The organism is Muricoccus nepalensis (assembly GCF_006438825.1).
In the GTDB taxonomy this organism is placed as follows: Bacteria; Pseudomonadota; Alphaproteobacteria; order Acetobacterales; family Acetobacteraceae; genus Roseomonas; species Roseomonas nepalensis.
Genome location: NZ_RCZP01000057.1, coordinates 1 through 24,393, shown reverse-complemented (window position 1 = coordinate 24,393; position 24,393 = coordinate 1). Strand labels below are relative to the sequence as shown.

22 protein-coding genes, 1 tRNA gene and 2 pseudogenes are annotated in these 24,393 nt (G+C 69.6%); 8 read left to right on the top strand and 17 right to left on the bottom strand.

What is annotated here, in order from left to right:
* The 3 genes from EAH89_RS27975 to rfbA form a co-directional block, all read left to right on the top strand.
* On the top strand, nucleotides 1-368 hold a 368-nt coding region (locus EAH89_RS27975), incomplete at its 5' end, for a GDP-mannose 4,6-dehydratase (RefSeq protein WP_194152376.1).
* Nucleotides 368-1,282, top strand: a complete 915-nt coding sequence (rfbD, locus tag EAH89_RS27970) for a dTDP-4-dehydrorhamnose reductase (protein WP_140886991.1) — start codon at nucleotides 368-370, stop codon at nucleotides 1,280-1,282. The genes EAH89_RS27975 and rfbD, both read left to right, overlap by 1 nt.
* Nucleotides 1,279-2,169 carry a glucose-1-phosphate thymidylyltransferase RfbA gene (gene rfbA / locus EAH89_RS27965; protein WP_140886990.1) on the top strand — a complete coding sequence of 297 codons (891 nt, stop codon included), beginning with the start codon at nucleotides 1,279-1,281 and terminating at the stop codon, nucleotides 2,167-2,169. The genes rfbD and rfbA overlap by 4 nt, the downstream gene beginning before the upstream one ends.
* A gap of 117 nt (nucleotides 2,170-2,286) precedes the next feature.
* Here rfbA and folD read toward each other — a convergent pair.
* Together folD and EAH89_RS27955 are read right to left on the bottom strand one after the other, a co-directional pair.
* Nucleotides 2,287-3,123: pseudogene (gene folD / locus EAH89_RS27960) on the bottom strand (bifunctional methylenetetrahydrofolate dehydrogenase/methenyltetrahydrofolate cyclohydrolase FolD); the annotation flags it as partial.
* Nucleotides 3,120-3,419, bottom strand: a complete 300-nt coding sequence (locus EAH89_RS27955; protein ID WP_140886988.1) for a YggT family protein — start codon at nucleotides 3,417-3,419, stop codon at nucleotides 3,120-3,122. The gene EAH89_RS27955 and the pseudogene folD, both read right to left, overlap by 4 nt.
* A gap of 160 nt (nucleotides 3,420-3,579) precedes the next feature.
* On the opposite strand from EAH89_RS27955, the gene EAH89_RS27950 reads away from it, so the two are divergent.
* A tRNA-Ala gene (locus tag EAH89_RS27950) sits at nucleotides 3,580-3,655 on the top strand.
* Between the two features lie 80 nt (nucleotides 3,656-3,735).
* On the opposite strand, the gene EAH89_RS27945 is transcribed toward EAH89_RS27950, so the two are convergent.
* The 6 genes from EAH89_RS27945 to EAH89_RS27925 form a co-directional block, all read right to left on the bottom strand.
* Nucleotides 3,736-4,770: a tyrosine-type recombinase/integrase gene (locus tag EAH89_RS27945; protein WP_140886987.1), complete on the bottom strand. Its 1,035-nt coding sequence runs from the start codon at nucleotides 4,768-4,770 to the stop codon at nucleotides 3,736-3,738.
* A gap of 232 nt (nucleotides 4,771-5,002) precedes the next feature.
* Nucleotides 5,003-6,184 (bottom strand): phage portal protein, encoded by a 1,182-nt coding sequence (locus EAH89_RS27940; RefSeq protein ID WP_140886986.1) that lies wholly within the window; start codon nucleotides 6,182-6,184, stop codon nucleotides 5,003-5,005.
* The gene (locus EAH89_RS27935) at nucleotides 6,184-6,723 is read right to left on the bottom strand and encodes an HK97 family phage prohead protease (RefSeq protein ID WP_206667710.1); all 540 of its coding nucleotides are present in this window, start codon (nucleotides 6,721-6,723) and stop codon (nucleotides 6,184-6,186) included. The genes EAH89_RS27940 and EAH89_RS27935 overlap by 1 nt, the downstream gene beginning before the upstream one ends.
* Nucleotides 6,720-8,009 carry a phage major capsid protein gene (locus tag EAH89_RS27930; protein ID WP_161993807.1) on the bottom strand — a complete coding sequence of 430 codons (1,290 nt, stop codon included), beginning with the start codon at nucleotides 8,007-8,009 and terminating at the stop codon, nucleotides 6,720-6,722. The genes EAH89_RS27935 and EAH89_RS27930 overlap by 4 nt, the downstream gene beginning before the upstream one ends.
* On the bottom strand, nucleotides 7,996-8,310 hold the full coding sequence (locus tag EAH89_RS31610; protein WP_161993806.1) for a hypothetical protein: 315 nt from the start codon (nucleotides 8,308-8,310) through the stop codon (nucleotides 7,996-7,998). The genes EAH89_RS27930 and EAH89_RS31610 overlap by 14 nt, the downstream gene beginning before the upstream one ends.
* Nucleotides 8,307-8,855, bottom strand: coding sequence for a hypothetical protein (locus EAH89_RS27925; RefSeq protein ID WP_140886984.1), 549 nt, complete (start codon nucleotides 8,853-8,855; stop codon nucleotides 8,307-8,309). Before EAH89_RS27925 ends, EAH89_RS31610 begins: the two co-directional genes overlap by 4 nt.
* Before the next feature lie 201 nt (nucleotides 8,856-9,056).
* Between EAH89_RS27925 and EAH89_RS33630 the strand changes: the two genes are divergently transcribed.
* Nucleotides 9,057-9,440 (top strand): Rap1a/Tai family immunity protein, encoded by a 384-nt coding sequence (locus tag EAH89_RS33630; protein ID WP_408906328.1) that lies wholly within the window; start codon nucleotides 9,057-9,059, stop codon nucleotides 9,438-9,440.
* An 89-nt stretch (nucleotides 9,441-9,529) separates the two neighbouring features.
* Here the strand turns inward: EAH89_RS33630 and EAH89_RS27920 are convergent, their stop codons facing one another.
* From EAH89_RS27920 to EAH89_RS27910, 3 genes are all read right to left on the bottom strand, one after another.
* A complete protein-coding gene (locus EAH89_RS27920) occupies nucleotides 9,530-10,159 on the bottom strand; it encodes a hypothetical protein (protein WP_140886983.1) in 630 nt (209 codons plus the stop codon).
* A gap of 2,502 nt (nucleotides 10,160-12,661) precedes the next feature.
* Nucleotides 12,662-13,792 carry an AAA family ATPase gene (locus EAH89_RS27915; protein ID WP_140886982.1) on the bottom strand — a complete coding sequence of 377 codons (1,131 nt, stop codon included), beginning with the start codon at nucleotides 13,790-13,792 and terminating at the stop codon, nucleotides 12,662-12,664.
* Entirely contained in the window at nucleotides 13,792-14,451 is a 660-nt protein-coding gene (locus EAH89_RS27910) for a DUF7146 domain-containing protein (RefSeq protein ID WP_456306539.1), read from the bottom strand. The genes EAH89_RS27915 and EAH89_RS27910 overlap by 1 nt, the downstream gene beginning before the upstream one ends.
* A 1,037-nt stretch (nucleotides 14,452-15,488) precedes the next feature.
* On the opposite strand from EAH89_RS27910, the gene EAH89_RS27905 reads away from it, so the two are divergent.
* Nucleotides 15,489-16,463 carry a glycosyltransferase gene (locus EAH89_RS27905; protein ID WP_161993804.1) on the top strand — a complete coding sequence of 325 codons (975 nt, stop codon included), beginning with the start codon at nucleotides 15,489-15,491 and terminating at the stop codon, nucleotides 16,461-16,463.
* Between the two features lie 147 nt (nucleotides 16,464-16,610).
* Entirely contained in the window at nucleotides 16,611-17,243 is a 633-nt protein-coding gene (locus EAH89_RS33250; protein WP_277753899.1) for an acyltransferase, read from the top strand.
* A 126-nt stretch (nucleotides 17,244-17,369) separates the two neighbouring features.
* Here EAH89_RS33250 and EAH89_RS27895 read toward each other — a convergent pair whose 3' ends face one another.
* The 5 genes from EAH89_RS27895 to EAH89_RS27875 all read right to left on the bottom strand — a co-directional run bounded on the left by EAH89_RS27895 (nucleotide 17,370) and on the right by EAH89_RS27875 (nucleotide 22,722).
* Entirely contained in the window at nucleotides 17,370-17,693 is a 324-nt protein-coding gene (locus tag EAH89_RS27895; RefSeq protein WP_140886979.1) for a hypothetical protein, read from the bottom strand.
* A gap of 34 nt (nucleotides 17,694-17,727) precedes the next feature.
* The gene (locus tag EAH89_RS27890; RefSeq protein ID WP_140886978.1) at nucleotides 17,728-20,190 is read right to left on the bottom strand and encodes a hypothetical protein; all 2,463 of its coding nucleotides are present in this window, start codon (nucleotides 20,188-20,190) and stop codon (nucleotides 17,728-17,730) included.
* A gap of 36 nt (nucleotides 20,191-20,226) precedes the next feature.
* Nucleotides 20,227-20,589: a hypothetical protein gene (locus EAH89_RS27885; RefSeq protein ID WP_140886977.1), complete on the bottom strand. Its 363-nt coding sequence runs from the start codon at nucleotides 20,587-20,589 to the stop codon at nucleotides 20,227-20,229.
* Between the two features lie 70 nt (nucleotides 20,590-20,659).
* On the bottom strand, nucleotides 20,660-21,847 hold the full coding sequence (ampH, locus tag EAH89_RS27880) for a D-alanyl-D-alanine-carboxypeptidase/endopeptidase AmpH (protein ID WP_140886976.1): 1,188 nt from the start codon (nucleotides 21,845-21,847) through the stop codon (nucleotides 20,660-20,662).
* Nucleotides 21,844-22,722, bottom strand: coding sequence for a c-type cytochrome (locus EAH89_RS27875; protein ID WP_140886975.1), 879 nt, complete (start codon nucleotides 22,720-22,722; stop codon nucleotides 21,844-21,846). The genes ampH and EAH89_RS27875 overlap by 4 nt, the downstream gene beginning before the upstream one ends.
* A 215-nt stretch (nucleotides 22,723-22,937) precedes the next feature.
* On the opposite strand from EAH89_RS27875, the gene EAH89_RS27870 reads away from it, so the two are divergent.
* Nucleotides 22,938-23,981, top strand: a complete 1,044-nt coding sequence (locus EAH89_RS27870; protein WP_161993803.1) for an AraC family transcriptional regulator — start codon at nucleotides 22,938-22,940, stop codon at nucleotides 23,979-23,981.
* A 67-nt stretch (nucleotides 23,982-24,048) separates the two neighbouring features.
* Here the strand turns inward: EAH89_RS27870 and EAH89_RS27865 are convergent.
* Nucleotides 24,049-24,393 (bottom strand): annotated as a pseudogene (locus EAH89_RS27865) (hypothetical protein); the annotation flags it as partial.

Below are 24,393 nucleotides of genomic sequence, written 5' to 3'. Positions count from 1 at the left end.
TCACCCGCGGCGTGCCGGGCGAGACCTACGCCATCGGCGGCCGGGCCGAGCGCACCAACCTCGCGGTCGTCCACGCCATTTGCGACGCGCTGGACCGCTTGCGCCCCTCCTCGGGCCCCGCCCCGCGCCCGCGGCGGGACCTGGTCGCCTTCGTGCCCGACCGCCCCGGCCACGACCGCCGCTACGCCATCGACCCCACCAAGGCCGAGCGCGAGCTCGGCTGGCGCGCCTCCGTCACCTTCGAGGAGGGCATCGAGCGCACCGTCGCCTGGTACCTCGCCAACGAGGCCTGGTGGCGGCCGCTCCGGGACGGCGTCTACGCCGGCGAGCGCCTGGGCCTCCTCCCCGCCGCGCGGGGCGCCGCCTGATGCGCGTCCTCGTCGCCGGCCGCACCGGACAGCTCGCGACCGAGCTCCTCCATCGCCTGCCGCGCGACGGCCACGCCGTCACCGCGCTCGAGGCGCCGGAGCTGGACGTCACCGACCGCGAATCGATCCTTCGCGCGATGGAGGCCGCCCGCCCCGACGTCGTCGTCAACGCCGCCGCCTACACCGCGGTGGACCGGGCCGAGAGCCAGCCCGACCTCGCCTTCGCCGTGAACGCCATCGGCGCCGGGATGCTCGCCGCCGCCAGCGCCGCCCGCGGCCTGCCCTTCCTGCAGCTCTCCACCGACTACGTCTTCGCCGGCCAGGGCGGCGCCCCCTACGACGAGGACGCGGAGCCCGCCCCCCTCGGGGTCTACGGCGCCTCCAAGTTCGCCGGGGAGCGCGCGGCGCTGGTCACCAACCCCCGCACCCTCGTCCTCCGCACCGCCTGGCTGTGCAGCCCGCACGGGGGCAACTTCGTGAAGACGATGCTGCGCCTTGCGGGCGAGCGGGACGAGATCGCGGTCGTGGCGGACCAGCAGGGCGCGCCCACCTTGGCCGACGACCTCGCCGACGCCATCGCCCGCCTGCTGCCCCGCCTCGCCGCCGCCCCGGAGGGCGACCCCGCCTTCGGCGTCTTCCACCTCACCGGCGCCCCCCACGCCACTTGGCACGGCTTCGCCGCGGCCATCCTGGAGGGCGCCGCCGCGCGCGGCCGCACGGTGCCGCGCCTGCGCGCCATCACCACGGCCGAATACCCCACCCCCGCCCCACGGCCGCCCGACGCCCGCCTGAATTGCGATCGCATCCTGCGGGTGCACGGCATCGCCGCCGCCGACTGGCGCCATTCCCTCCCGCGCCTCCTCGACGCGCTCATCGGCCCCGCCGGGAACCCCAACGCCAAGGACACCGCATGACCCGCCCCGCCGCCCCGCCCACCAAGGGCATCCTGCTCGCCGGCGGGAGCGGCACGCGGCTCTACCCGGCGACGCTCGCGGTCTCCAAGCAGCTCCTGCCCGTCTACGACAAGCCGATGATCTACTACCCGCTCTCGGTGCTCATGCTGGCCGACATCCGGGACATCCTGGTCATCTCCACCCCGCACGACCTGCCGCTGTTCCGCCGCCTGCTCGGCACCGGGGAGCAGTGGGGCATCCGCCTGACCTACGCCGAGCAGCCCCGGCCGGACGGGCTGGCCCAGGCGCTCATCCTGGCCGAGGAGTTCCTCGCCGGCGCGCCCGCGGCCCTCGTGCTCGGCGACAACATCTACCACGGCCACGAGCTCGACGACCGCCTGGCCGAGGCGCGCATCGAGACGGGCGCCTCCGTCTTCGCCTACCGGGTCGCCGACCCGCACCGCTACGGCGTGGTCGAGTTCGACGGCGAGTTCCGCGCCCTCTCCCTCGAGGAGAAGCCGGCCGCGCCGCGCTCGGACTGGGCGGTCACGGGTCTCTACTTCTACGACGGCCGCGCGCCGGCCCTCGCCCGCACCCTGAAGCCCTCCGCCCGCGGGGAGCTCGAGATCACCGACCTCAACCGCCTCTACCTCGAGGAGGGCACGCTGCGCGTCATCCGCCTCGGCCGCGGCTACGCCTGGCTCGACACCGGAACCCACGACAGCCTGCTGGAAGCCGCCGAGTACGTGCGGGCCATCGAGAAGCGCACGGGCACGAAGGTCGCCGCGCCCGAGGAGGTCGCCTGGCGCCGCGGCCTCATCAGCGACGACGCGCTCCGCGCCCTCGCCGCCACCCAGAACAAGAGCGGATACGGCGCCTATCTCGAGGGCCTCGTCGGGGGTCGCTGAGGGGCACCGGCCCCCGGCAGAGGCCCTTCAGGCCAGGCCCGGCCCGTGCCCGTAGGACTGCTCGGGCGTCGCGTGCTCCTCCGCCACGCCGCCGTTCGGCTGCAGCGCGATGGCGCCGCGGCGGGCCAGCGCCGCCTCCAGCGTGTTCTCCAGCAGGCAGGCGATGGTCATCGGGCCGACGCCGCCGGGCACGGGGGTGATCCACCCCGCCCGCGCGCGGGCCGCCTCGAACTCGACATCCCCCGCCAGCTTGCCGTCGGCCCGGCGGTTGATGCCGACATCGACCACCACCGCCCCGGGCGCGATCCAGTCGCCATTCACCATGCCCTCGCGCCCGACGGCGGCCACCAGCACCTCGGCCCGGCGGCACTCCTCCGCGATGTCGCGGGAGCGGGAGTGGAGCATCGTTACCGTCGCGTCCGCGGCGAGCAGCAGGGCCGCCATCGGCCGCCCCACGATGGCGCTGCGCCCGAGCACCACGGCCCGCGCGCCGGGGAGCGCCACCCCCGCCTCCGCCAGCAGGTGCATGACGCCCTTGGGCGTGCAGGGCACGAGGCCGGGCAGCCCCGCCGCCAGCCGCCCCGCGTTGACGGGGTGGAAGCCGTCCACGTCCTTCGCGGGGTCCACCGCCTCCAGCACCCGCTGGGGGTCGATGTGCTTGGGCAGGGGGAGCTGGACGAGGATGCCGTCCACCGCCGGGTCCGCGTTCAGCCGGCGCACGACGTCGAGCAGCCCGCTCTCCGGCACGTCGTCGGGCAGCAGGATGGTCTCGCTGTCGAAGCCGGCCTCCTTCGCCGCCCGGTCCTTGCTGCGGACGTAGACGACGCTGGCGAGGTCATCCCCCACCCGGACCACGCGCAGCCCCGGGCGGAAGCCGAGCCCGGCGACCCGCGCCCCGAGCGCCGCGCGCAGCCCCGCGCCGATCGCCTTGCCGTCGAGGAGCCGCGCCGTCACGCCAGCCGCCATAGCGCCGGGAAGACGGTGACGTTGAGGAAGATGCGGAGCGCCTGCAGCAGCAGGATGAGCACCAGCGGCGAGAGGTCGATGCCCCCCAGGTCCGGCAGGAAGCGCCGGATCGGCTTCAATACCGGCTCCGTCACCCGCCACAGGAAGTCGCCGATCGTCCAGACAAGGCGATTCCGCGTGTCCAGCACGTTGAAGGCCGTGAGCAGGCTGAACACCGCCGAGATGATCAGAACCCAGACATAGAGGCCGATCACCTGATCGATCAGCCAGAAGATCGCCGTCATCCTGCCGCCCCCGAATCCAACCCGCGCTGTGTATGGCCGGCGCCAGGGTCCGTCCAGCCGGGGCGCGACGCGGAATGCGACGAGAGTGCTTGACGCCGCGGGGATGGCAGGGAATAAGCCCGCCACGCACCGGCCCCCAAACCGGCGCGGCCGATGGCACGGGGCTGTAGCTCAGTTGGGAGAGCGCGTCGTTCGCAATGACGAGGCCAGGGGTTCGATTCCCCTCAGCTCCACCATCCGCTCTACTAAGATACTGATCTCGCACAGCAAATCTCCTTGGAGTGGAAACCGGTTGCCGCCGGTTTCCACTCGCTGTTCACGTTTCACGCCTGGGCGGGCGCCCAAGGCGGGTGACTGCGGCTCTCGCCAGGTCCCGCTGGTTTGCCTCCTTCGTGTATCTTTCCACCTCCGCGAGGGTCAGGTGCCCGGTTATCGCGGCGATCTGGTGCGGGGTGCATCCCGCCTCGGCCAGCCTTCGCGCGGCGGCCTTCCGCAGCCCATGGGGTGACAGGCCCTTGCTAAGACCTGCCTTCGCCGCGCAATCGACGAACCAGTTATAGAAGCCGGTCGCCGTGAAGGGTTCCCCAGCCTGCGTGACCAGGAAGGCCAAGTGTCCCCCTTCGTGGGCAGCCATGGCGGCGCGCAGGGCGGCGTGGAGGGGGATGGCAAGCCGGGTGCCGGTCTTACTCTGCACCACCTCCACGCTGCCGCTCCGGACGTGCTGAGGCCCCATTCGGATCACGTCGCCGCGGCGTTGGCCGGTGTAGAGCAAGAGGGACAGGGCCAGCCTAGCGCGTGTGCCCAGTGGCCACCGCTCCTCGAAGGCCGCGATATCGGCCTCAGTCCAGGTCGCATAAGGCTTCTTCGTATAGCGCAGCCGCTTCACGAAGCGAGCTGGGTTGTCCTTCCGCCAGCCACGATCGAAGGCGTGCTGGAGCAGAAGCCGCAGCACGTTCAGCAAGGCGTTGGCCTGCGCTGGGGTACCGCTGCGTGCGTCTAGGATACCAAGCAAATGCCGGGCTTCCAGCGCGGCCACAGGCTTGTCTCCGTGGCTCTTGAGAAAGCTCTCTAGCAGCCTGCAATAGGTCCGCTGTGAGACAGGCGTGAGGGCGGCGAAGCGGTGCGAGCCGTACCAGCTCGCCGCGAGCGCCGACATGCTGCCGGCAGGGGCAAGGCCAGCGCCAACCGGCGGCGGCTTCTGATCCAAAGCCGACTGGTAGGCCACCATGAACTCGCGCGAGCCCGGCAGTCCAGGCAGCGTCACGCTGGGAAGGCCTGGCCGCCGGAAGTAGTGGTAAGGCCGCCCCTTCTTCACTACGCGGTGGACGTAGCGGAGGCGAAGGTCGGTCATGGCTAGGGGTCCCACGGGTTAGACGGGGAATTCTGCGCCGCGCGGCGGTCGTCAATCCACGCATCCAGGTCGTCCCGAACCCAACCGCGCACGCTAGCCGTGATGGTAACCGGACCGGGAATGTGACCCTCAGCCACTTCGCGATCGAAGAGGGACACGGACAAGTCTAGGTAAGCTGCCGCCTTTTCCCTGCGTAGCACTCGCGGCCAGTACGGGAGGGAGGCGGAGCCCTTCATGCGGCGGTCGGCCCCGACGTAGGCTGCTCTGCACGCGGGTTCCAACCCTCAATTTCTCGGATCTCGTCCGGGTCGAGAATGCCCGCGTCCACCGCGATCTTGTGCGACTGCCAGCGCGCCTCGGCGTCGCCGCGCAGCAGGTCGGACATGTCGATCTCGAGCGTGCAGTCGGCACTTGCGGTGCCGAACACGGAGCGGCGGAACTCGGCCTCGATCTTCCGTGCCCAGGGCGCCAGTGAGAATTGCGCGAACCAGCGGCCGGCCTCGCGACTGTTCGTGAAGGTACCGTGGCTGAGGTCCTGCACGATGGGCGGCGGCACCTGGAACAGGCGGCACAGCTCCTCCACCGTAAAGCGCCGCGACGCCAGCACCTCGGCGTCCTCTGGGCTGACACTCATGGGCTGGAACTTCATCCCCCAGGTCAGGATCGGCACTTGCCCTGCGTTTCGCGTTCCCACCCACCGTTCATCGATCGCGGTACGGAGGTCGCCCGCTTGCTCTCGGGTGAGCTTCTCGTCGGTCTGTAGGACACCGGAAGGTCGGGCTTGGTTCTGCCACTGCCAGCGCGCGAACTCTTGGAGGGCGATGGCGTTGCCCAGCACCTCGCGGGCGCGGCTGATCCGGCTGCGGCCGATCACCCCATCGTCGCTGCGGTCGCGGAGGTGGAACACCTCGTCCGCGAAGTAGCGCCGCACGCGCCCCTCGCCCTCCACCACGTCATAGGCGAGGCGGCCGGTGGGCAGGCGGTAGATCGAGAGCATGCCCCAGGGGAGCGGCTGGAGGGCGGTCACTCGCCCGGCCGCGTCGTAGTCGATAGCGGAGACCGCGTTACCGTGCAGCAGCACCTGGGCGAGGGTCCACTCCATCCAGTCCGGCCAGGTCTGGTCCGCGTTCGGCCGACGCGTGAGGCGGGAGACGGGATGATCCGCCAGCTCCACCCGCCCCTTGTCCACCAGCCGATAGACCCGCGGCGTCATGCTCGCCATGACGCTGGAAATGGCGTTGATGCACGCCAGCACGCCGGCCAGGTTCTCGGCCATGTGCGGGCTGACGTAGGCACCAGAGACCATGGGGCTGACGCCGAAGGCTGCCGCATAGCCGGGCGGGAGGCTGTGGGCGCTGCGGGTCTCGGCAGGCGCCTCCGGGCGTCCCAGAAGACGGGAGAGAAGGCCGGCCATCACAGCGTCTCCAGGAAGCGCTGGCGGGCCAGGGCGTCGCCCTGCGCGGCGCGGTGGCGGGCCTCAACCGTGGTGGCGCTGTAGGCGGGGAAGGCCTGCACGACGGACACCTCCAGCAGCTCCACCGCGCGCAGCTCGCGCCGGTCGCGGGCGGGCCAGGCCTCGTCCTTCGCCCGGAAGGTGAAGCTCATGCCGCCGAGGTCACGGCGCTCGGCCAGGGCGAGGATGTCGCGGCCGAGGCTGGTGTCGGGCACGTCGAGGGAGAAGTGCAACCCGCGGCTGTCCTCCGCCAGGCGAAGGGAGCCGGAGCCGGTGCGGGCCAGCAGCCGGCCCGGGTCGTGGTCCACCAGGGCGAGGATGTCGCCCCGGCTCGCCAGGGTCGCCCGGAAGGCGCCGGGCAGAATGGTCTCGGTGAAGGCGCCGATCTTCGCGGCCGCGCCGAACACCGCGGCATAGCCCTCCAGCCGGCGGCCGGCGGCGCGCAGCTCGGTGGCTGCGCGACACTCCAGCCCGTCCGGGTAGCGCGCCGCCGCGCTCACGCCGCGATGTCCTTGATGGCGGCGAAGCTTTCCGGGTGGCGCACGCCGATGTCGCAGGTTAGGGCCGTGCGGACCATGACGTTGCCGCGCGAGTAGGGCCCCTCAGCGTAGGGGTTCACCAGCACGTCCAGCTCGCTCCAGAAGGCAATCACTAGGTCCGACCAGTTGCCGTAGATGACAGGCGAGAGGTTCGTGCCCGTGCCTTTCGTCAGGGTGCTCGGGACCGCGTTGGTGAAGGCCTGGGGCGTGGCCTGGAACACGGTGGCGAGGCCCAGAGGGTTGCCCGCCGTGTCCTTCAGCTTGCCGGCCGCGCGGCGCACCTTCGTGTTGCTCAGGAAGGCCATGTTGCCGCCCGTGGCGTTAGCGTCGTCCACGGCGCCGATCAGGTCGGCCAGGGCGTCATAGGTCAGCGCGCCGCCGTTGGCGCCGATTGCCACGCTGCCGATGCCCGGGGTGTTGAGCACGCCGCGCGGCTGGTTGTTCGTGCCGGTGCCGGCGATCGCGGCCACGTCGAGACCCTCGGCCAGCACCCGTGCCTGGTCGTCACGCACGAGCTGCTCGGCGTCCGGGCTGGTCTGCTGCAGCATGTTCCGGCTGAGCTCGGTGATGACGCCCAGGTGCTTCGGCGCGAGGGTCACGCCGTTGAACTCGGGATCCGACACCGGGAACGGCGAGTTTTCCGCCACCCAGCCGGCCTGCACGCTCTTGCTCAACCCGGGGAGGATGACGTTGCCGCCCGTCAGGCCGGCGAGGACGCGAGCGCCGAGGCGGCGCACCACCGTGGCATTGCGCAGCCGGTCGATGAACTGCTCCGGCCGGTAGTCGGCCGCGATGAGATTGCCGCCGGGCCCGCCGGACGGCAGGGCCGTGGTCAGCACGCGCTGCTCGGCGTTGCCCAGGCGCATGTCCCAGAACAGGCCCTCAGCCCGGCGGCCACTGCGGCGCTCCACTTCCTGCGAGAGCTCCCGGGCGCGAGCAGCCCGCTCGTCGGCGGCCCCCATCTGCGCCCGCATGGTGTCCAGTAGGCCGATGCCGGCGAAGGCGCGGTCGAAGTCGCGGTCGCCTGTGCCGCCCAGCGGCGTGCCAGCGGCGCGGCGCTCGGCCTCGTCCAGGGTGGATTGGCGGTCGATGCGCTGCTCGAGCGTGTCGAGCTCGGTCTTGTGCGCGTCCCAGCGGGCGCGCTGCTCGCGCGAGAGGTCGCCGTTATCGCCACTCGGCTTGTCGTTGAGGGCGCGCAGCTCGGCCGCAATGGCGGAGCGCCGCTCCAGCATTTCACGAAGGGTCACGGAAGGTACTCCTGATCGGGAATGCCTTCGCGACGGGCGGTACTGCGAGGAGGCCATAGAGCCTCATGGCTTCGGCGAGCATTTCCGCTCGGCCGGGAAAGCTCCGCAAAATGATCCGCGCTTCGCTGCTGGAGCAGCGGGGCGGGCGGAGGAAGGGACGGCCGAACTCATCCAGTGCGACTTCAAAGCCGCTGATAAGCCAGGGACCGTCCTCAAGGGTGAAAACTGCCAGCGTGCCTCGGCTCGCCTCGCGCGAGTTGGGCGCGACTTTCCGGATGGCGACGATGGTAGGTGTGGTCATCCCTGGAGCGCAGCCCGCACGCGACGATGTAGGAAGTTCACCCAGACGATCACGGCGATCTCCTGACGTCCCTGGGCGGATTGCGAACTCCAAAGAAGGTCTAGAAGCTTCGTTTCGTCCGTGACGTTGATGGTCTTGCCGGTGGTCCGCTCTGCGTAGCCGACCAGCAGCGTAAGACCTTCGGGGTAGAGTTGGCCCGGCGAACGCATCTGCTGGACCGCTTCCTCCAGGCATTGATCGCCCACAAAGCCGGCAGCGGTGTCTCCAGCGTCGGAGAAACCGAGCGAAATGTCCGCGGCTCGCCGCGGAGCCAACCCCATCCTGACCAGTTCCGCCGTGATGGCGATCTGCAGGACCCGGTTGAAGCTGAACAAGAGGGGGCTGCCCCTGCCGCCGCGTTCGCTGTCGCCCCTATCCTTCTTCATCAGAATTATGGGCGGGTCGCGCATCATCCAGTTCTTAAGGGTGCTCAGGTTGATGTCTGCGGCCTGGCACACCTGCTCGCTGGTGTATCGGTCCTGGTAGTCTGTGGGGTCGGACGGCATGGCAGGGTCTCCGTTAGAACTAAAGTTTACACTGAAACTCAAGAAGTGCAATAGGAAACTCTGACGTGCAATAGCGCAGTGGCGGTCAGCCCATAAGCCTGCCACTTGCGCGTGGGTGCATTGACCCGAGTTCCGGGGCCGGATGGGCTTGCCCATCTGTTCGCATTTCGGCAAGGATCGCTCGGCAGTTTTGGAGCGATTATGCGCGTTCCGGTTGTGTTAGCCGTACTTACGAGCCTTGTATTAAGCTTTGAGGTGCACGCCCAAGGTTTTGCATCGGGCGACCGGGCACAACCGCAAACTAGGCTGGAAAACGGAAACAATTATCTGCCGGCCTGTCGAGAATTCGCGAATAACAGCCACGCTGGAAATGCTTACATGAGAGGGAGCTGTTATGGTCGGGTGGCGGCGATCTTCGACGTAAGTAAATACCTTGGAATTTGTGCGCCTGACGGCGTTTCTGGCGGCCAGATGGTTTCAGTAGTCGTCCAGTACTTGGAGCGAAATCCCGCACGGTGGCATGAAGCCATAACGGTGCTGATCATTGACGCAATGCAGCACGCGTGGCCGTGTGGACGTCGCTGAGGCCAGTATTACTGCACAGCAGACTTTTATTTCATTTGCAGCGGGTCGGTACGAACGCGCGGCCCACTGCGTATCGTCGTGCCAAAGCGTTAGAAGCCGCCCGTGCGCTGGTAGTTCTCCAAGCAGGCATTTCGCGTCTGCGCCCCTGTCGCTGTCGCCTCTAAGTTAAGGATAGAGCGGGGATTGTTGTAGGCAGCCTCCATCTGAGCGCCTCGTGCCTGACAGGCGTATAGAGTCTGCTGATCACGGGTGGCGCGCGCCTCGTCACCACGCAAAGCGAGCTGCTCGCGACGTCGACGCTCAATAAGGTTGGACAAGCGAGCTTCCTCTGCAGAAATCCGCTGCTCGCGAGCCTCACGAGACTCAGTGCGGAGTTGCCTGCTGGAACTTTGGGGAAACGCCGCAGCGTCCACGTTGGCGGCCGCGGCGCGACGCACTGCTGCGGTGTAGTCGGGAGAATTGGTGAGAGCACGAGCGAGCAGTTCGTTTTCTTGGGTGACACTGGGTGATCCAGAGGGGACCGGTCCGGTGAACCCACCTCGTCGCCATCGGTACTCCTCAACTTCCTGGTCCCGCCGGGCGAGATCGGCTTTCACCGCGGCCAACTCCTCGGGACTAGTGCTGCCATACGGCACACGGGGTATATCCATGTTCAGAGCAGGCGATTTAGGTGCGCACGCTGTCATAAAGAGCAGCAAAGCAAAAGCGACCAAGCGCATGGCGCTTCCTTTCATTTAAGTGCAGCGACTAATATAAAGTAGGAAAGAAGAGCCATGGCAGAGCGCCGCGACTGGGAGAGAGCGAAGAAGGACCGCCACATGAAAATGGTGGGCAGTTCCCCAATCGCGCCTGAGGATCAAACTCTTCATGGTGGTAGACTACCTTCCTCCCCCTCTGCCTCGAGCATACCTGCTGGACCTAGCAAACCGAAGAGTGCCGTCGCCTCACTGATGCCTCCGCCTGCTTGGCATGTGACACGCGGCGAGCGGCGGAAGATCGCCAGCCAGAGGTTGAAAGCAATCCTCAAGGCGACTGGCTTAGTGCCAGGTCGCGGTGTTCAAGACGACAAGAAGTAGCTCGATGGGATCGTACGCTTACTACCATTACCCCACCAGCATCCCCGCGAAGGCGTAGGCTGGCGCCGGTGTCGAGGTCGTCAGGAGGACCAGCAGGGAGTAGGGGTGCGGCCAAGAAGGCCTGATTCCCAGTGGAGGCTTCCAGGCGATACGGGCTCAGCAGGATTAGCACGCACGCTCTGGACACATGAATCCTGTTGTGATTCTATGCTGGAGGTGGCGACCGCCGCCGTGCCTGGTCAGGGCATCAAGGCCTCAGCGTGCTAGCGCTTCGGCCAAGAACGGCAGTGGGAGTTAACAAACTCCCATTTGCCATGGCGAAACCGGATGTAGTTGATAACCGACACCGGTTTCGGCCACGAACAAACTGCACTCATCGTCATTCTCCTGTGAATGCCGGGGCCTTAGGCCCCGGCCTTAGGGGCACCCCTTGTGCCCCCCGGCATAGGCTCGGGGGTGCTTCACGGAAGAATCGGCGACGGTCGCCACGTTCACCATCACCACTCCCTGCCCGTTCGTCAACGCCCTTCTTGCGGCGTTTGGCAAAGAATCTCTGTTGAGTTGGTTAGTGGTGACTTAGAGTCCCCTCAACGGCCTCGGCAGCCGGACGCACCAACGCCCCAGAGTGGAGCAAACTATGGCAACGCCCCCGTTCGAAGTTTGGGCCCGAAGTGAGATCACCCGCCTGAGGAGTGAGGCCGACGCACTTGAACGTTCGTTGGCGCGATACCTCGACGCGACCGGCAGCGGCACTGCTGAGCGGGTGCTAGGCCGCCGCACATCGTCACCGGACGCAACCCGTGTCGGCACACGTCCCCCCCGAACCAGCAAGTATGAGCCGCTGATCGAGGCTTGGGCACGGGCGTCCGGTGACACAGGCATCAGTGTCGACCAAATGGCAGAGATTGCCGCGGACGCGGGCCAAACGCTCGAGCGCAACATCCTCCGCAGCATCATATTCTTGCAGAAGAAGCTAGGAAGGGTCGAAGCAGCAGGGGATCGTTACGTTTGGCATCTACACCAACCCCCTTCCAAGATGGAGCCTAGATCCGAAGGCGCAGAGAGCGTTGGTGAACAGGCAGCTTAGATGAAGCCATCGATTACGCTGTCCAGATTGTGGTTCGCGGTGGCGGCTCTGGCGGCAACAGCGGACCAATCGCCACTTTGAGCTGCAATAGAAGAGCTCGAGTACGGTTCGTTACGGTCGGCAGCCGCTTCATACCTGATGCTAGACCCTGCCCAAGGAAAGCTCCGGGCGTGTTTGCGAGCCGCAAACGCCCAAGCGGACGCGAGAGGTCTCCACCAGGATTAATCAGCAATCAAAGCAACAACGAAGGGCTAGAAGTGCCCGTTCTAGCGCAGTTTTTTATCAAGGGGAAAAAATCCCTGCGTGACCCCAGCTGCGGTTGCACCCCCCTCCAGCTTCGAGAAATTTGGTGATTACCCCCTGAGCATTCATCAAAAAGGGGGTCCGCGACGTGCGCGTGACCCCCTGGGCGGTTTCCACGTCTCCAGCGCGGAGAGATCCTCAAGACGCAGCGTTCCGCTTAGGAAGCCACGCGAACGCGCTCGTCGGAGTGCATAGGTCAGCCAGTGGCGCTAAGTCCCAACCCACATCATGGCCCAGATCAGCGCGCACCAGAACGGTATAGCGAAGAGGAGCCCGAACAGAACGCCACTTAGCAGAGCCTCTGTGGGGTTCTCTTCAACCTCCCATTCAGGTCGAGTGTCATCCATGGTGAGGGCGCTGCGATTGCTCCAGGTCGCGGCATCTTCTTGTTGCCTCATCCAGCGCCCACCCTTCATCGTTGTTCTTGTTCTGCCGTTCACAACTCTCGGTTTAGCGTAACGACTGCCTCAAGAGTGCTCAACCCCCTCCTCCAAGTGCCCTCGCCAAGCGCCGCAGCTCCGCCACCAACTCCGATTTGTCGGCGTGGTAGCGCTCAGGGTCGCGGTGGCTGGGGGATAGCCTTGTCAACCTCTCTGCCAGTCCTTCCAGGGCGACCGCTGGAGCGGGGGAAAGCGCGTGGGGCGTGTGGGGTGGGTCTAAAGACCCCCCCCACGCACCCCACGCACCCCACGCAGTTTCCTCAGAACAGCCCACGCGGCTTCCCACGCGAACCCCACGCACCCCACGCGGCGCGGTCACAGAAGCCACACCAGGTCTGCGGTCAGGCCGATTTTACCCCTATCTTTCAGAGCATTCAGCGCTTCCCGCATTCGGTCGCGATCCTTCGCGGTCAGATTTCCGTCTTGGTCCAGCTCGAACTTGCCAACCCCACGCAACCCCACGCGCACCTGATCACGCGTCAGGGTGAGCACCCCACGCATATCCGGAAGAGGCACCCTGGTTGAGGCCAAGCCGGGCTCCGCAAAGAGGTTGTGCAGGTCACGCAGCCAGCCGGCTTGGCTCTCATTCAGCGGCTTCCCTTTCGGCTTCTTCGCTTCCTCCTGGTCGAGCTCCACCGCTACCGGCCGGCGGATCGCGTCGCCATCCTCATCAATCCCCAGCTCCTCGAGGCAGATGCCAAAGTCGAAGGCGTGCCCACTCGGGCCGTTCCGGTTCTTCCCGAAGGTCACACGTCGGGGCTGGTCGTCTTGACCCTCCACCCGCATCGTCACGTCGCAATCGCCGTTCAGCAGACCGTGCCCACGCGGTGTGAGCCCTTCCTTCGGCGCGTGATGGATTGCCACCACTGCCGGCTTCGGGGCGCCTCGCTCGGCTTCGTCAGCTAAGCTGCGGAGAGTGCGGACAGCCTTTCCCATGTCCCGTGCCTCGTTCTCCTCCATACCGGGGAAGGCTGCGGCGATGGTGTCCACAAAGATCACGTCGGGCTGTAGCCGCTTAATCTCGGCCCGCAGCTCCTTGAGGTCGCGACAATCCAGGTTCTGCAGGTCCATCGGGACCGCAATCATGTGCAAGCCGTTCACTGCGCCATATCGCTTCCGCAGCGCGACGAGCCGCACCTCCATGTCCGCGCCGGCCTCGGCCGCGATATAGAGCACTCGGCACTTGCGGGTGCGGCGGCCAAAGACACGGCGCCCATCGGCCAGCGCGTACGCCATAAGCGGCCCCAAGAGGCTCTTGCCGCAGCCGGGCTGCCCGAAGATCAGAGCCAGATCGCCGGGCGCCAGAATGCCTTTGACGTAGTAGCTGCTGGCGTGGTCGAGCCGGCAATCATTGAAAGAGCGGGCCCAGAACTTCGGAGTGTGGCGGGTGCCGGTCGCGCCCACCTCCTCCAGAAGCTCCTCTGGGGTCTTCTGATAACCGTCCATCACGCGGCCCTCCACGCAAGGTCGGCGAAGTCGCTCCCGGCCGGGGCCGCGGTGATGCGGGCTAGGCGCCCGGCCTTAGCCCACCGGCTCGCACACTTCCGGGCGGCTCCCAACCCGGCGCCACGATCGTCGCTGTCAGCGAAGACGGTCAGCTCCTCGATACCGTTCAGCACGGGAAAGCCGGCGATGCTGCCGGCGTCACCGGCCGCCCACACCGGCGCCCATTGGAAGTGCTGCATGGTCGCAAGGGCCGTCTCGATCCCTTCCGCCAGCCCCAAGCCCTCAGCCACCTCTTCATCCGGCACCAGGCGCACCACGCCGGCGCGGCCCAGTTTGATCTTCGCGCCGGCCCCTTCAGCCTTCTCGCTGCCGTCTGGCCGCAAGTAGGTCACATGCACGCCCAGCGGCTTGGCCGTCGCCGGATCGGTCATCTGAGCCAGCATCGCCGGACCGGTCAGCCCGTTCGCCCGGTTGCGCCAAGCCGCAGGGTGGAAGCGCAGCGGCGCGTCATCCGGCAAGGTCAGACGGCGCGAGGCGAGATAGACCGGCACCAGCGTTCCGGCAGCAGGGCTCGCCTCCTGCCAGAGCCGCCGGCCCAGGTCGGCCGATGCGGGCTCCAGGGTCGGCCCAGGAGCAGGCTGTGACGCGCACCGGGGCATCTCAGGCGGTAGGGGATGCCCCCGACCCTTACTTATTCCGAGCCAGCCCAGAGCCCAGTGATAGGCCGTCCCCATGCTGGTGCGGTGAAGGTGCGCGACCAGCGCCAGAGCGTCCCCGCCCTCCCCTGCTTCGTGGTCGAACCAAGAGCCACGCTTCGGGCCGGAGGCGACAACTGCGAGACTGCCACGGTTGCGAAAGCGCCACTGGTCGCCCTGCCGCGCCGTCGGCTCGGTGCCTACCAGCTCCCATGTCAGCTGCTCAATCTGCGTCGCCAGCAGCTCCGCAACCTCACCAGCGGGAACGAACCGCTGGCCCTCACGCGTCGCGCGCGCTAAATGCGATGGAGCGTCGCTACGGTTTCCAGAGGCCTCGCAAGCCTCTGTAATCCCTTGAGACCGAATGTGGGCAGTTTCCAGCCTAAGGCATTGATCTGACTGAGGTGAGGGCTTCCCCTCAGCTCCACCATCCCCCTTTCTCGCACGCTGTTATCGAAGAGCATTCCCCACGACTCCGGCGCACGGTGCCGGACGTGGGACTGCCCCCGCCGCAACCCGGCGCTTGTCCGCCATCCCCCGGTGATGGCGTTGATCTTGCGCGGGGCACGCGCCCCGTCAGGCCACCGTGAAGGGTTGAATAAGGAAGCGCCTCCGGCTCATCGGCATCACCTCGGTGACGAGGGACGGGCCTTGCCGGAAGCCTGCACGACGCGCCGCCGCGGAAAGCGGTCTGCCGGGCCGGCGTCCGAGCGGCGCCTGCCGAAAAAGTCATGACCGCCCACGACCCGCCGGGACACGCGAAATTGCCCCTCCTCTCGAGGGGCCCTCCCACTGGCCCAGCACGGCCCGAAATCCCGCGAGCGGCCCTTTATCGCTGGCACCACCCGCACCAGCACGCCGGCGATGGGGCGCCCTGAGCAGGACAGCCGGCCGCGCCAGCCCTCGCGCCAAGCTAGGCGAGGCGGGCCGGAGCCGCCGGTTGCCTGCCCGCACCGGGTATGAGCATGGCTCATTCGTGACGCCTGTGTCATGGAGCCAACGTGCCAACCGATCCCACCGCCGGGCCGCCGGTCGAGCTTTCCATCGTCATCGGCACGCGCAACCGGGCCGCTGCCCTGGCGGAGACGCTGCGCGCCCTGGCGCTCCTCCGGAGCAAGCACGCGTTCGAGATCGTCCTCGTCGACAACGCCTCCACCGACGCGACCGCCGAGGTGATCCGCCAGGCTGACGATTGCGGCGGGCGCCTGCGCTACGTCTTTGAGGGCGATCCCGGCCTTGGCGCGGCGCACGACACCGGCTGGCGCGCCGCGCGGGGCCGGATCATCGCCTTCACCGACGACGACTGCTACCCTGACCCAACCTACGTGGACGCGGTTGTCGAGGCGTTCCAGCGGCGGCCCGAGGCGGGCTGCATCGGCGGGCGCATCCTCCTGCACGACCCCGACGACCTGCCGGTCACCATCGACCTGCGCGAGGCGCCCGTGCGCTACGCGCCGCGGGAGTTCGTCGCGGCGGGCAGCCTCCACGGCGCCAACCTCTCCTTTCTTCGAAGCGCGCTGGAGGCAAGCGGCGGCGTCGACCGCCTGGTCGGCACCGGCACGGCCTTCCAGTTCGAGGACATCGACAGCGTCGCCGCGGTCATCTGGCTGGGCATGCCCGCCTGGTTCGATCCGGCGCCGGTCGTCCGCCATCACCACCGCCGCCGGGGGCAGGAGGCCCTCCACCGGCTCTTCCTCGGCTACGACCACGGCCGGGGCGCCTACTACGCCAAGTACATCCTCCGCCCCGACAGCCGCGCGGCCTACCTGCGGGCCTGGTGGGCCATCACGTGCGGGTACTGGACACGCCACGGCCTGGTGCGGTTTGGCCGGGAGCTGCGCAGCTTCCTGGCCTACCTGCGCTTCCGGAAGGCCTACCTCGCCCTCGCCGCCTCCCTCCCCCTCGCGGCGCTCTGCTACGCGGGATTCGCCGCGCTCATCTCGCTGCGCATCGTGCGGAAGCGCTGGAACCTGTAGCGCGGCCCGCGGCGGACGTGGCGACATGCCCAGGGGAAGGCCGGCCGGCGCGGGCGCACCACCCGCGACCGATCGACACCGTCCGCCGCTCCGGCGCAGGCGGAACGCAACCCTGCCAGGGACCGTGAGCGAAGCGCCCGCCTTGCCATGACCCGTCGGTTCCACTCCTTCCGGGAGGTCCTCCGCCGCGCCGCCATCCCCGGCCAACCCGGCCTGATCCGGCACCTCTCCATCCCGCGAACCCTGCTCGCGGCCTGGCGGAACGGGGCGTGGAAGGCCTGGGTCTACCGCGGGGCCTCGGTCGTCCTGCGGCGCGGCAGCCTCGCCGGGCCGGGGATGCTGGTTCTCGGCGCCCAGTGGCCAGGCGGCATCCACCGCCCCTCGCGCATCGTCGTGCGCGACGGCGCCCAATGCCTCCTGGAGGGCGACTTCTGGATCAACGAGGGCGCCCGCGTGACCCTCGGGAGCGGCTACATCAACTCGGGCGCCAACATCTCCGTCTCGGGCTCGCTCACCATCGGCCACGACGTCGCGATCGCGGAGAACGTCACGATCTGGGACGCCGACGGCCACGCGATCGAGGGACGCCCGACCGGGCCGCAGCCGGTCGTCATCGGCAACCACGTCTGGATCGGCTTGAACGCCACGATCCTGAAAGGGGTGACGATCGGCGACGGCGCGGTGATCGCGGCCGGCGCGGTGGTGACCCGGGACGTGCCGGCCGGCATGCTCGCCGCCGGCGTCCCCGCGCGTCCCGTCCGCCCCATCGAGTGGTCCTGAGCCGCGCGCGAAGCCGAGCCCGCCCGGCGGGCCATCCCCGGCCCAGTCGCCATCCCGACCGGGATCGGCCGGGGGCGCCCCGGCATCAGCCCGTGCCCCCGCGCAGCATCCCGCTCGATCGAGGAGTCACGGCAGGCCCGGCGCGGCCAGCTTCTGCCGGTTGGCCGCGACGACGCGGCCCCGGCAGCCGTTGATGGTGTCGGCGACGCCGCTCCAGATCGTGCTCTCGAGAAGCCACCACGGCTTGCTGGTGAGCACGTAGGTGAGGGTCATCGCCTCCGGGTCGAAGGCGAAGGTCATGACGACGGTGGCGGGCTCGGTGGTCGTGGCGGTCCCGGTGTTGGCGCCGACGGGGGCGTAGACGGTGCCGTGCGTCCTCTCGCTCATCTCCCTGACGCAGCCGAAGACGGCCGAGTTCACGCCGTGATAGACGGTCGGGCCGGTGTTCATGGTGATGCCTCCGGGCAATTGGGGAAGGTCGTCGTCACGGGTAGTGGATGGACCGGTCGAAGGACTCGTAGCTGTCGACGATGAAGAAGATGCGCCAGGCGCCGCTGTTCGGGTCGATGCTGCGCGGGTCCACCTGCGGGTAGTTCGAGGCGGGCGCGCGCGGGGCGCAGAGGCGAAGCTCCTGCGTCCAGTAGTTCGGACCCATCGCGGGCCACGTCTCCGAGCGGATCGACGTTGACGGGCGCGGGGGCGGCAGGAAGTAGATCTGGAAAGTGTACTGGCTGATCATCGTCGGAGCGTGGAGGCCGCCGAACCCGCCCCATCCATCCTTGAGGCCGATCGACCACACGTCTTGGGTGTCGACCGAATCCGTGGTCTCGGTCGAGTAGGTCCCGCCCGCGAGGAACTTGAACGAGAATTCCTCGATGGCGATGCCGAAGATCGAAGCCCCCCCGCCGCCGCTCACGCCCGCGTAGATCTCGGCGTCGAGCATCCAGCTCGATTCGACGAAGCGCTGCTTCGCCTCGCTGTAGGTCGCGTCCTGCTGGCCGCCGCTCGAGATCCACGTCACCTCGATGCAGTTGCTTCCGTCGCCAAAGCGGTAGGCGTTCGGGATGATGACGTCCGCGACGTAGTTCTTTCCGGGATAGCCGATCTTCTCCATCTGCCGGTCGATCCTCTCCTGCGTGTAGGAGGAGAGATCGCCCGGCCGCACGGCGTAGGGTAGGATCGGCTCGCCGCCGCCGTCCGTGAAGCGGCTGGAGACCATCGTGAACAGGGGAGCGCCCTGCGCCGCCGTGCCATCGGTGCCATCGGCGACCGCCGTCCCGTCCGCGTCGAGGAAGCGGTACGCCGTGCAGTGGAAGGACACCATGCGGCCGAAGGCGGTGCCCCGCGGATCGACGGTCTGCGTCGGGCGCTGGCCGTCCAGCGACGAGTTCTGGCTCTGGGAGACGATGCTCGACGTGGTCGTGCCGTCGGTCCTGATGGATCCCATGCCCCCCTTGAGGGAAACATCCCAGGCCGGGCCGATGCCCTTCGTCGCCTCGCCTTCCGTCTTGAAGCCGACCGTCCAGGAATTGGTGACCGAGTGCGTCTGGTCGACCGTGCTGGCGTGGCCGTATTCCAGGGTGGCGAAGACGGTCGGGCCGGCGGCGAACTCGTAGTCGGCGAAGTTGACGCTCGGCACGGGGATCGGCCCATCGACGATGCCCTGGACGATGATCAGGTCGCTCGGGTGCGGCGGTCTCGGCTTGCCGAGCCCGATCGTGCCGTAGTCCGGGCACACCTGCGCGGTTCCGTAGCGGTCGACCTGGCCGTACTGCTGCCCCGTGCCGTCGCCGTAGAACATGAAGCGGTAGACGGCATGGGCGATCCAGGTGCCGTCGTCCGCCGGGGTGATTTTCGTGTGCATGTCGGTGAAGAAGGCGAAGGCCGGCTTCGCGGCGACGATCGACGGCGTCAGCAACGTCACGTCGGCCTTCGGCAGCAGCGGGTCCGTCCCCGGCCGCGGCACGGCCCAGGTCGAGTAGGTCGACAGGTTCACCCGCCCCGCCGCGGGCGCGGTCGCGGCGGTGCAGATCCGGCCGGCCGGGTCCCGCGTGACATCAACCCCTTGCGGCGCCGGCCACCCGCCCGCGTCGCCGTAGTCGATGCGGTAGGAGGCGACGCTGCCATCCGCCGCGAGGACGCTCGTGAGCGGCACGAGCAGCGTGGCCGGCAGCTCCGAGTCGATGGGCGCCAGCGTGATCCAGAGCGCCGTGCTGGGTGTCCCCGGCACCGGGCTGTTCGGATCGTCCTTCTTGTTGGCGACGGTGAACGCGTCGGCGCCGATGCTCGTGCCGAAGGAGGGAAAGCTGAAACCATCGCCGAAGGGCGGCGCCGGCCGGGGGCCTCCCCAGATGTCGGTGCGGGCCTTCCAGTGGCTCGTGCCCGCCTCGAGATCGGCGACGTTGAACGTCCCGATGAAGAGCGTCTGCCCGCCCGATCCCCACCAGGCGGACACCATCGGGCAGGCGAGGAGGAAGGTGGACTCGTCCAGCCCGATCAGGCTGACCTCGGTGTCCCCGGCGGTGGCGAATCCCTCCGCCGACGCGTCGCCGGTCGCGACGAGGGTGAGCGGTGCCTGCCAGCCGGCCTTCCCATCGTCGCCGAGCCGGTACTGGGACACCATGAGCGCGCCGCCGGTGTCGATCCAGCAGAGGACCAGGGCATCGCCCACCCCGGCCAGGGCCGGCGTCGACCGGCAGGCCGGGCGCGACCCGTCCGGCATGGCGAGGGCCGCGGCCGTCCAGTTCTTCGCCACGCCGGCGGCGCCGCCCTCCAGGTCCAGCGCCTTGCCGTCCGTCACGAGGGCCAGGGTGGCGCAGGCCATGCCGTCGGGCCCGCCGCCGACGAGCCACAGCTGGTCGCGGAAGACCGCCGCGGCCGGCGTGACGGCGCTGGCCCAGGCGGCCGGCATCGCGAACTCGCCCGATCGGTACGCGGCGCTGGCCATCGACTCACCCCTTCCGCAAGCGGCTGGACGCCGGGTTCACTCGGCCGGCGTGATCTTCTCGTACGTCACGGTGGCGCTCAGCGTCGTGTAGTCGCTCCGGTAGTTCGCCATGTGCGCGTCGCCGGACTGGTAGACGAGGCCGCCCCCGTCCGTGGACAGCCCGTAGCAGTCCCAGCCGGAGTAGACGTAGACGGCGATCCAGCAGCGCGCGCCCGTCGGGATGCTGCAGTTGCCGATGTCCATGGTGCCGCTCGAGCCCCAGCTGATGCGGTGGCCCTGCGGGTCCCAGACCGGGCCGTGCTGCTTCTTCGAGGGATCGGTCGGATCGATCCAGATGACGCCGATCCAGGCGTCGTAGGCCCCGTGGTTGGTCAGGTGGAACCGGCTGATGTTCGGCATGACCTCGTCCTTCGTTCGAGAGACATCGGCTCCTGGCAGTCCCGCCCCAGGAAGGGCCTTCGCAAGGCGTTCAGCGCGTGGCGAGGCTGGCGAGCAAGGCGTTCGCGCCGGCCACCAGCCCGGCGAAGGGCGCGAAGTCGAGCCGGTTCATCACCACGAACACGCCCGCGTCGCGCCCCGGCGCGAAGGCGACGTAGCTCATGAAGCCGACCCCGGCGCCGCTCTTCGCCACCAGCAGCGGCCGCGTTCCCGCGGCGTCGCTGATCACCCAGCCGAGGCCGAGCCCCGACATCGGCGCGGCCTCGTCGAAGCCCGCCGCGATCGGCATCGCCTGCCGCGGGCGGTAGACGGCGTGGCTGAGCGCGCGCGTCCCCTCGGGGTCCCCCAGGTTCCGCCGCAGCCATCGCCGCATGTCGTCGCCGGTGCTGTAGAGCCCGCCGCTGGCCGCGGTGGCGGCCGTGTCGACGCAGGGTCCCGCCCCGCCCAGGCCGGTCCCGGTCATCAGCCGGGCGCATTGCTCCTCCGTGGGGGAGACGGTCGTGTCCGTCATGCCGGCCGGCGCGGTCACGCGGTCGCGCAGCAGCGCCGGGTAGGCTTGGCCGCTGGCCTCCTCCATGGCGTCGCCGAGAAGGTCGAAGCCGACGTTGGAATAGGCCGCCATCGTGCCGGGCGCCCAGCGCAGGGGGTTGCCGTCGAGCCAGCGCCAGCGCTCGGACCGCGTCGGCCAGGTGCGCGGCGCCCGGTCGGCCGGCGCGTCGCCGATCTCGCGCGGCAAGCCCGCGGAATAGGTGGCGAGGTCGAGGAGGGTGATGGGCCGCGGCCCGACCTGCTGCACCGCCCGGCCGCCCGCGTGCCGCGCCAGCGTGTCGGTCAGGCGCAGCCGGCCCTCGGCGACGAGCGAGGCCAGCGCCTCCGTGGCGAGGACCTTGGAGACCGAGTTCAGCCGGAACAGGCTGCGGCCGTCGGGCGCGCGGCCGTTGCCGCGCTCCGTCTCGCCGTAGCCAAGCACGAGGCTCGACGCCCCGCGCACGGCCACCAGCACCAGGCCCGGCGCGCCGGACTCGCCGAACAGGACGTAGCCGGGAAACTCGACCGCTTCCCGGAGCGCCGCGTCCGCGTCGGGCGGATCGGCCGCCGCGCCGTGCGCGAGCAGGGCGAAGGAGAGACCAGCCACGGCGAGGCGCAGCCAGGACAGCCGCCCGGCCCGCGGCCCGGTGGCCGGAGGGCTGTCCAGGGGCGGGCCGTGCCGGACGCTCATGGCTGCGGCGGCAGGCTGCGAAGATAGGCGACGAGGTCCGACAGCTCCTCCCGGGTCATGCCGGCATAGGCCCCGAAGGCCATCGGGGGCATCAGCGGCCGGCCATCGGCCGAGACGCCGCGCGTGATGGCCGTGACGATCTGCGCGTCGGTCCAGCCGCCGAGCCCGTGCGCGTGCGGCGTGAGGTTGCGCGCCACGGAGACGCCCCAAGGGCCGCGGAACTCCATCCCGCCGGCGCCGAGGCGGCCGCGGTCGTTCTGCCCGGTGGGCAGCATGGGGGTGTGGCATTCCATGCAGTGCGCCACGGCGTTGGCCAGGTACTCGCCCCGCGCCACGGCCGTGTCCGCCGGCTCCGGCACGCTCCCGACCGGCGGGCCGTAGGCGGGCGGCAGGCTGATCCGGTAGACGCTGCGCTCCAGCGGGTGGCGCACCGGCGGCACGGTCCGCAGGAAGGCGACGATCGCCGCGAGGTCGCGGTCCGACAGCCCGCGGTAGAGGGCCATCGGCATGGGCGGCCCGATCAGGCTGCCGTCGGGCCGCAGCCCCTCGCGGATGGCGCGGCCCAGCTCCGCGTCGGTCCAGCGGCCGACGCCGGTCTCCGGGTCCGGGGTGATGTTGGGCGCGACGGCGCGGAAGGGCGGCTCGTCGAACACCGTGCCGCCCGCCAGGGCCATCCCGGGAAGGGGTCCCTGCGGGCCGAGGGGCGTGTGGCAGTTGCCGCAGGCGCCCGTCACCTCCACCAGGTGCTTCCCGCGCGCGAGCAGCGCCGCGTCCTGCGCGCGGGCCGCCGGCGCGAGCGCCAGGAAGCCGAGGAGCGCCGCCGCGCTTCCGCCCAGCGCCCGCGCGGCGTTCCCCCACGCCAGGCCCGTCCGCATGAGGGTCACCCTCCGGCCGGTCCGGTGAAGGTCTGGTCGGCGATCATGGCCGTTCTCCTCGCGCCGAGCGGGCGTGCCGCCATGGCTAGAGGTTCCCGGGGCGGAGGAGAACGCGCCGGCCCCCCGGCGCCGGCGATATGCGCAGGATCTGTCCAGCCCGGTGCAGGATCTGTACGCTTCCCGCCAAGGCATCCCGCCGGGGCAGACGGGCTCGAATGACCATGACCTCCTCCGCGCCCGGATTCCTGGACGGCTACCTCGTGGTCGACGTCCGCGATCCCGACGAGCTCGGGGCGGATTCGGGGGTCAGCCGGCGGTTCCCCAGCTACAACAACGCCCACCGCTACCGCCTCCGGCGGCCGCCACCGGCCGACCGGCCGGAGGTGCTCACGCGCCTCGCCATGCACCGCGCCGGCGACCTGCTCGCGGGCTATGTCGGCGACACCTTCGGGACCGAGGTGGAGGTCGCCGGGCCGGGACTGCAGCGCTACTGCCTCGGCATGGTCCTGGCGGGGTCGATGCAGCTGCGCCCGCCGAACGGCGAGGCGGTGGACGCCGATCCCGGGCGCGGCCTGATCTACCGCGGCGAGGCCGGCACCCGCTTCCTCACCGAGGACGGCTGCGCCCGCTGGAACCTCTGGATCGAGGCGCAGCGGGTGGAGCGGGCGCTGGAAGGCCTTCTCGGACGGCCCCCGCGCGGCGCCCTCGCCTTCGCCCCCGCGCTCGACCTCGGCGCGGGCGGGGGCGCGAGCCTGAAGGGGCTGATGGACCTCCTGAGCCGCGAGGTGGCGCGCCCCGACGGGATGGCGGCGAACCCGCTTACCCTCGCCTCCGTCACCGACCTCGTCGTCCAGACGATGCTGCTCGGGCTGCCGCATTCCCAGCGCGACGCGCTCGAGCGGCAGCGGCGGGAGGCGGTGGTGCCGGGCACGCTGCGCCGCGCCGAAGCCTTCATGCGGGCGAGCGCGGACCAGGCGCTGAGCCTGGCGGAGGTCGCCGCCGCCGCCGGCTGCAGCCTGCGGGCGCTCTACGCCGCCTTCCGCCGGTTCCGCGACACCACGCCGCTGGCCGCGCTGCAGGCGATCCGGCTGGAGGAGGTGCGCGCCGCCCTCGCGAGGGCGAGCGAGGGCGAGGCCGTCATGGCGGTGGCGCGCCGGCACGGCTTCACCAACCGCAGCCGCCTCGCCGCGGCCTGGACGCGCCGCTTCGGCGAGCCCCTGCCGCGGGACCGCGACCGGCGTCCGCGCTCCACGGATTAGCGCCGTCGATCCGCCCGGCGGCAAGGCCAGGGATGGCGCCGCCGCGCGGCCGAACGCCCCGCGGCTGTCAGTCCGCCCCGGGAGCCTGGGCGGCGTCCGCGGCGCGCGCGGACGCCGCCCAGGCGAGCGCGCCGGCGGCGAGAAGGATCGGCAGGAAGGACAGGGACAGCACCGTGCTCCACCCGAAGGAGGAGAGCAGCCCGCCCGACAGGAAGGACCCGACGGCCATCGTGCCGAACACGGCGAAGTCGTTGAAGGACTGCACCCGCGCCTTCTCCGCGGGCCGGTGGCACTCCAGCACCATCGCCGAGGCGCCCACGAAGCCGAAGTTCCAGCCGACGCCGAGCAGCACCAGCGTCCCCCAGAAATGCGCGACGTCCACGCCCAGCAGCCCGACCACGGCCGAGGCGGC

Bases quoted from the DNA above. Each gene is read 5' to 3' on its own strand.
- ampH (WP_140886976.1), bottom strand. From the start codon at position 21,847: ATGAGCGTCCGGCACGGCCCGCCCCTGGACAGCCCTCCGGCCACCGGG.
- EAH89_RS33630 (WP_408906328.1), top strand. From the start codon at position 9,057: ATGCGCGTTCCGGTTGTGTTAGCCGTACTTACGAGCCTTGTATTAAGC.
- EAH89_RS27870 (WP_161993803.1), top strand. From the start codon at position 22,938: ATGACCATGACCTCCTCCGCGCCCGGATTCCTGGACGGCTACCTCGTG.
- EAH89_RS27885 (WP_140886977.1), bottom strand. From the start codon at position 20,589: ATGCCGAACATCAGCCGGTTCCACCTGACCAACCACGGGGCCTACGAC.
- EAH89_RS27940 (WP_140886986.1), bottom strand. From the start codon at position 6,184: ATGGCCGGCCTTCTCTCCCGTCTTCTGGGACGCCCGGAGGCGCCTGCC.
- EAH89_RS27955 (WP_140886988.1), bottom strand. From the start codon at position 3,419: ATGACGGCGATCTTCTGGCTGATCGATCAGGTGATCGGCCTCTATGTC.
- EAH89_RS33250 (WP_277753899.1), top strand. From the start codon at position 16,611: ATGACCCGTCGGTTCCACTCCTTCCGGGAGGTCCTCCGCCGCGCCGCC.
- rfbA (WP_140886990.1), top strand. From the start codon at position 1,279: ATGACCCGCCCCGCCGCCCCGCCCACCAAGGGCATCCTGCTCGCCGGC.
- EAH89_RS27945 (WP_140886987.1), bottom strand. From the start codon at position 4,770: ATGACCGACCTTCGCCTCCGCTACGTCCACCGCGTAGTGAAGAAGGGG.
- EAH89_RS27910 (WP_456306539.1), bottom strand. From the start codon at position 14,451: ATGCCCCGGTGCGCGTCACAGCCTGCTCCTGGGCCGACCCTGGAGCCC.
- EAH89_RS31610 (WP_161993806.1), bottom strand. From the start codon at position 8,310: ATGACCACACCTACCATCGTCGCCATCCGGAAAGTCGCGCCCAACTCG.
- EAH89_RS27875 (WP_140886975.1), bottom strand. From the start codon at position 22,722: ATGCGGACGGGCCTGGCGTGGGGGAACGCCGCGCGGGCGCTGGGCGGA.
- EAH89_RS27920 (WP_140886983.1), bottom strand. From the start codon at position 10,159: ATGCGCTTGGTCGCTTTTGCTTTGCTGCTCTTTATGACAGCGTGCGCA.
- EAH89_RS27925 (WP_140886984.1), bottom strand. From the start codon at position 8,855: ATGCCGTCCGACCCCACAGACTACCAGGACCGATACACCAGCGAGCAG.
- rfbD (WP_140886991.1), top strand. From the start codon at position 368: ATGCGCGTCCTCGTCGCCGGCCGCACCGGACAGCTCGCGACCGAGCTC.
- EAH89_RS27895 (WP_140886979.1), bottom strand. From the start codon at position 17,693: ATGAACACCGGCCCGACCGTCTATCACGGCGTGAACTCGGCCGTCTTC.
- EAH89_RS27890 (WP_140886978.1), bottom strand. From the start codon at position 20,190: ATGGCCAGCGCCGCGTACCGATCGGGCGAGTTCGCGATGCCGGCCGCC.
- EAH89_RS27915 (WP_140886982.1), bottom strand. From the start codon at position 13,792: ATGGACGGTTATCAGAAGACCCCAGAGGAGCTTCTGGAGGAGGTGGGC.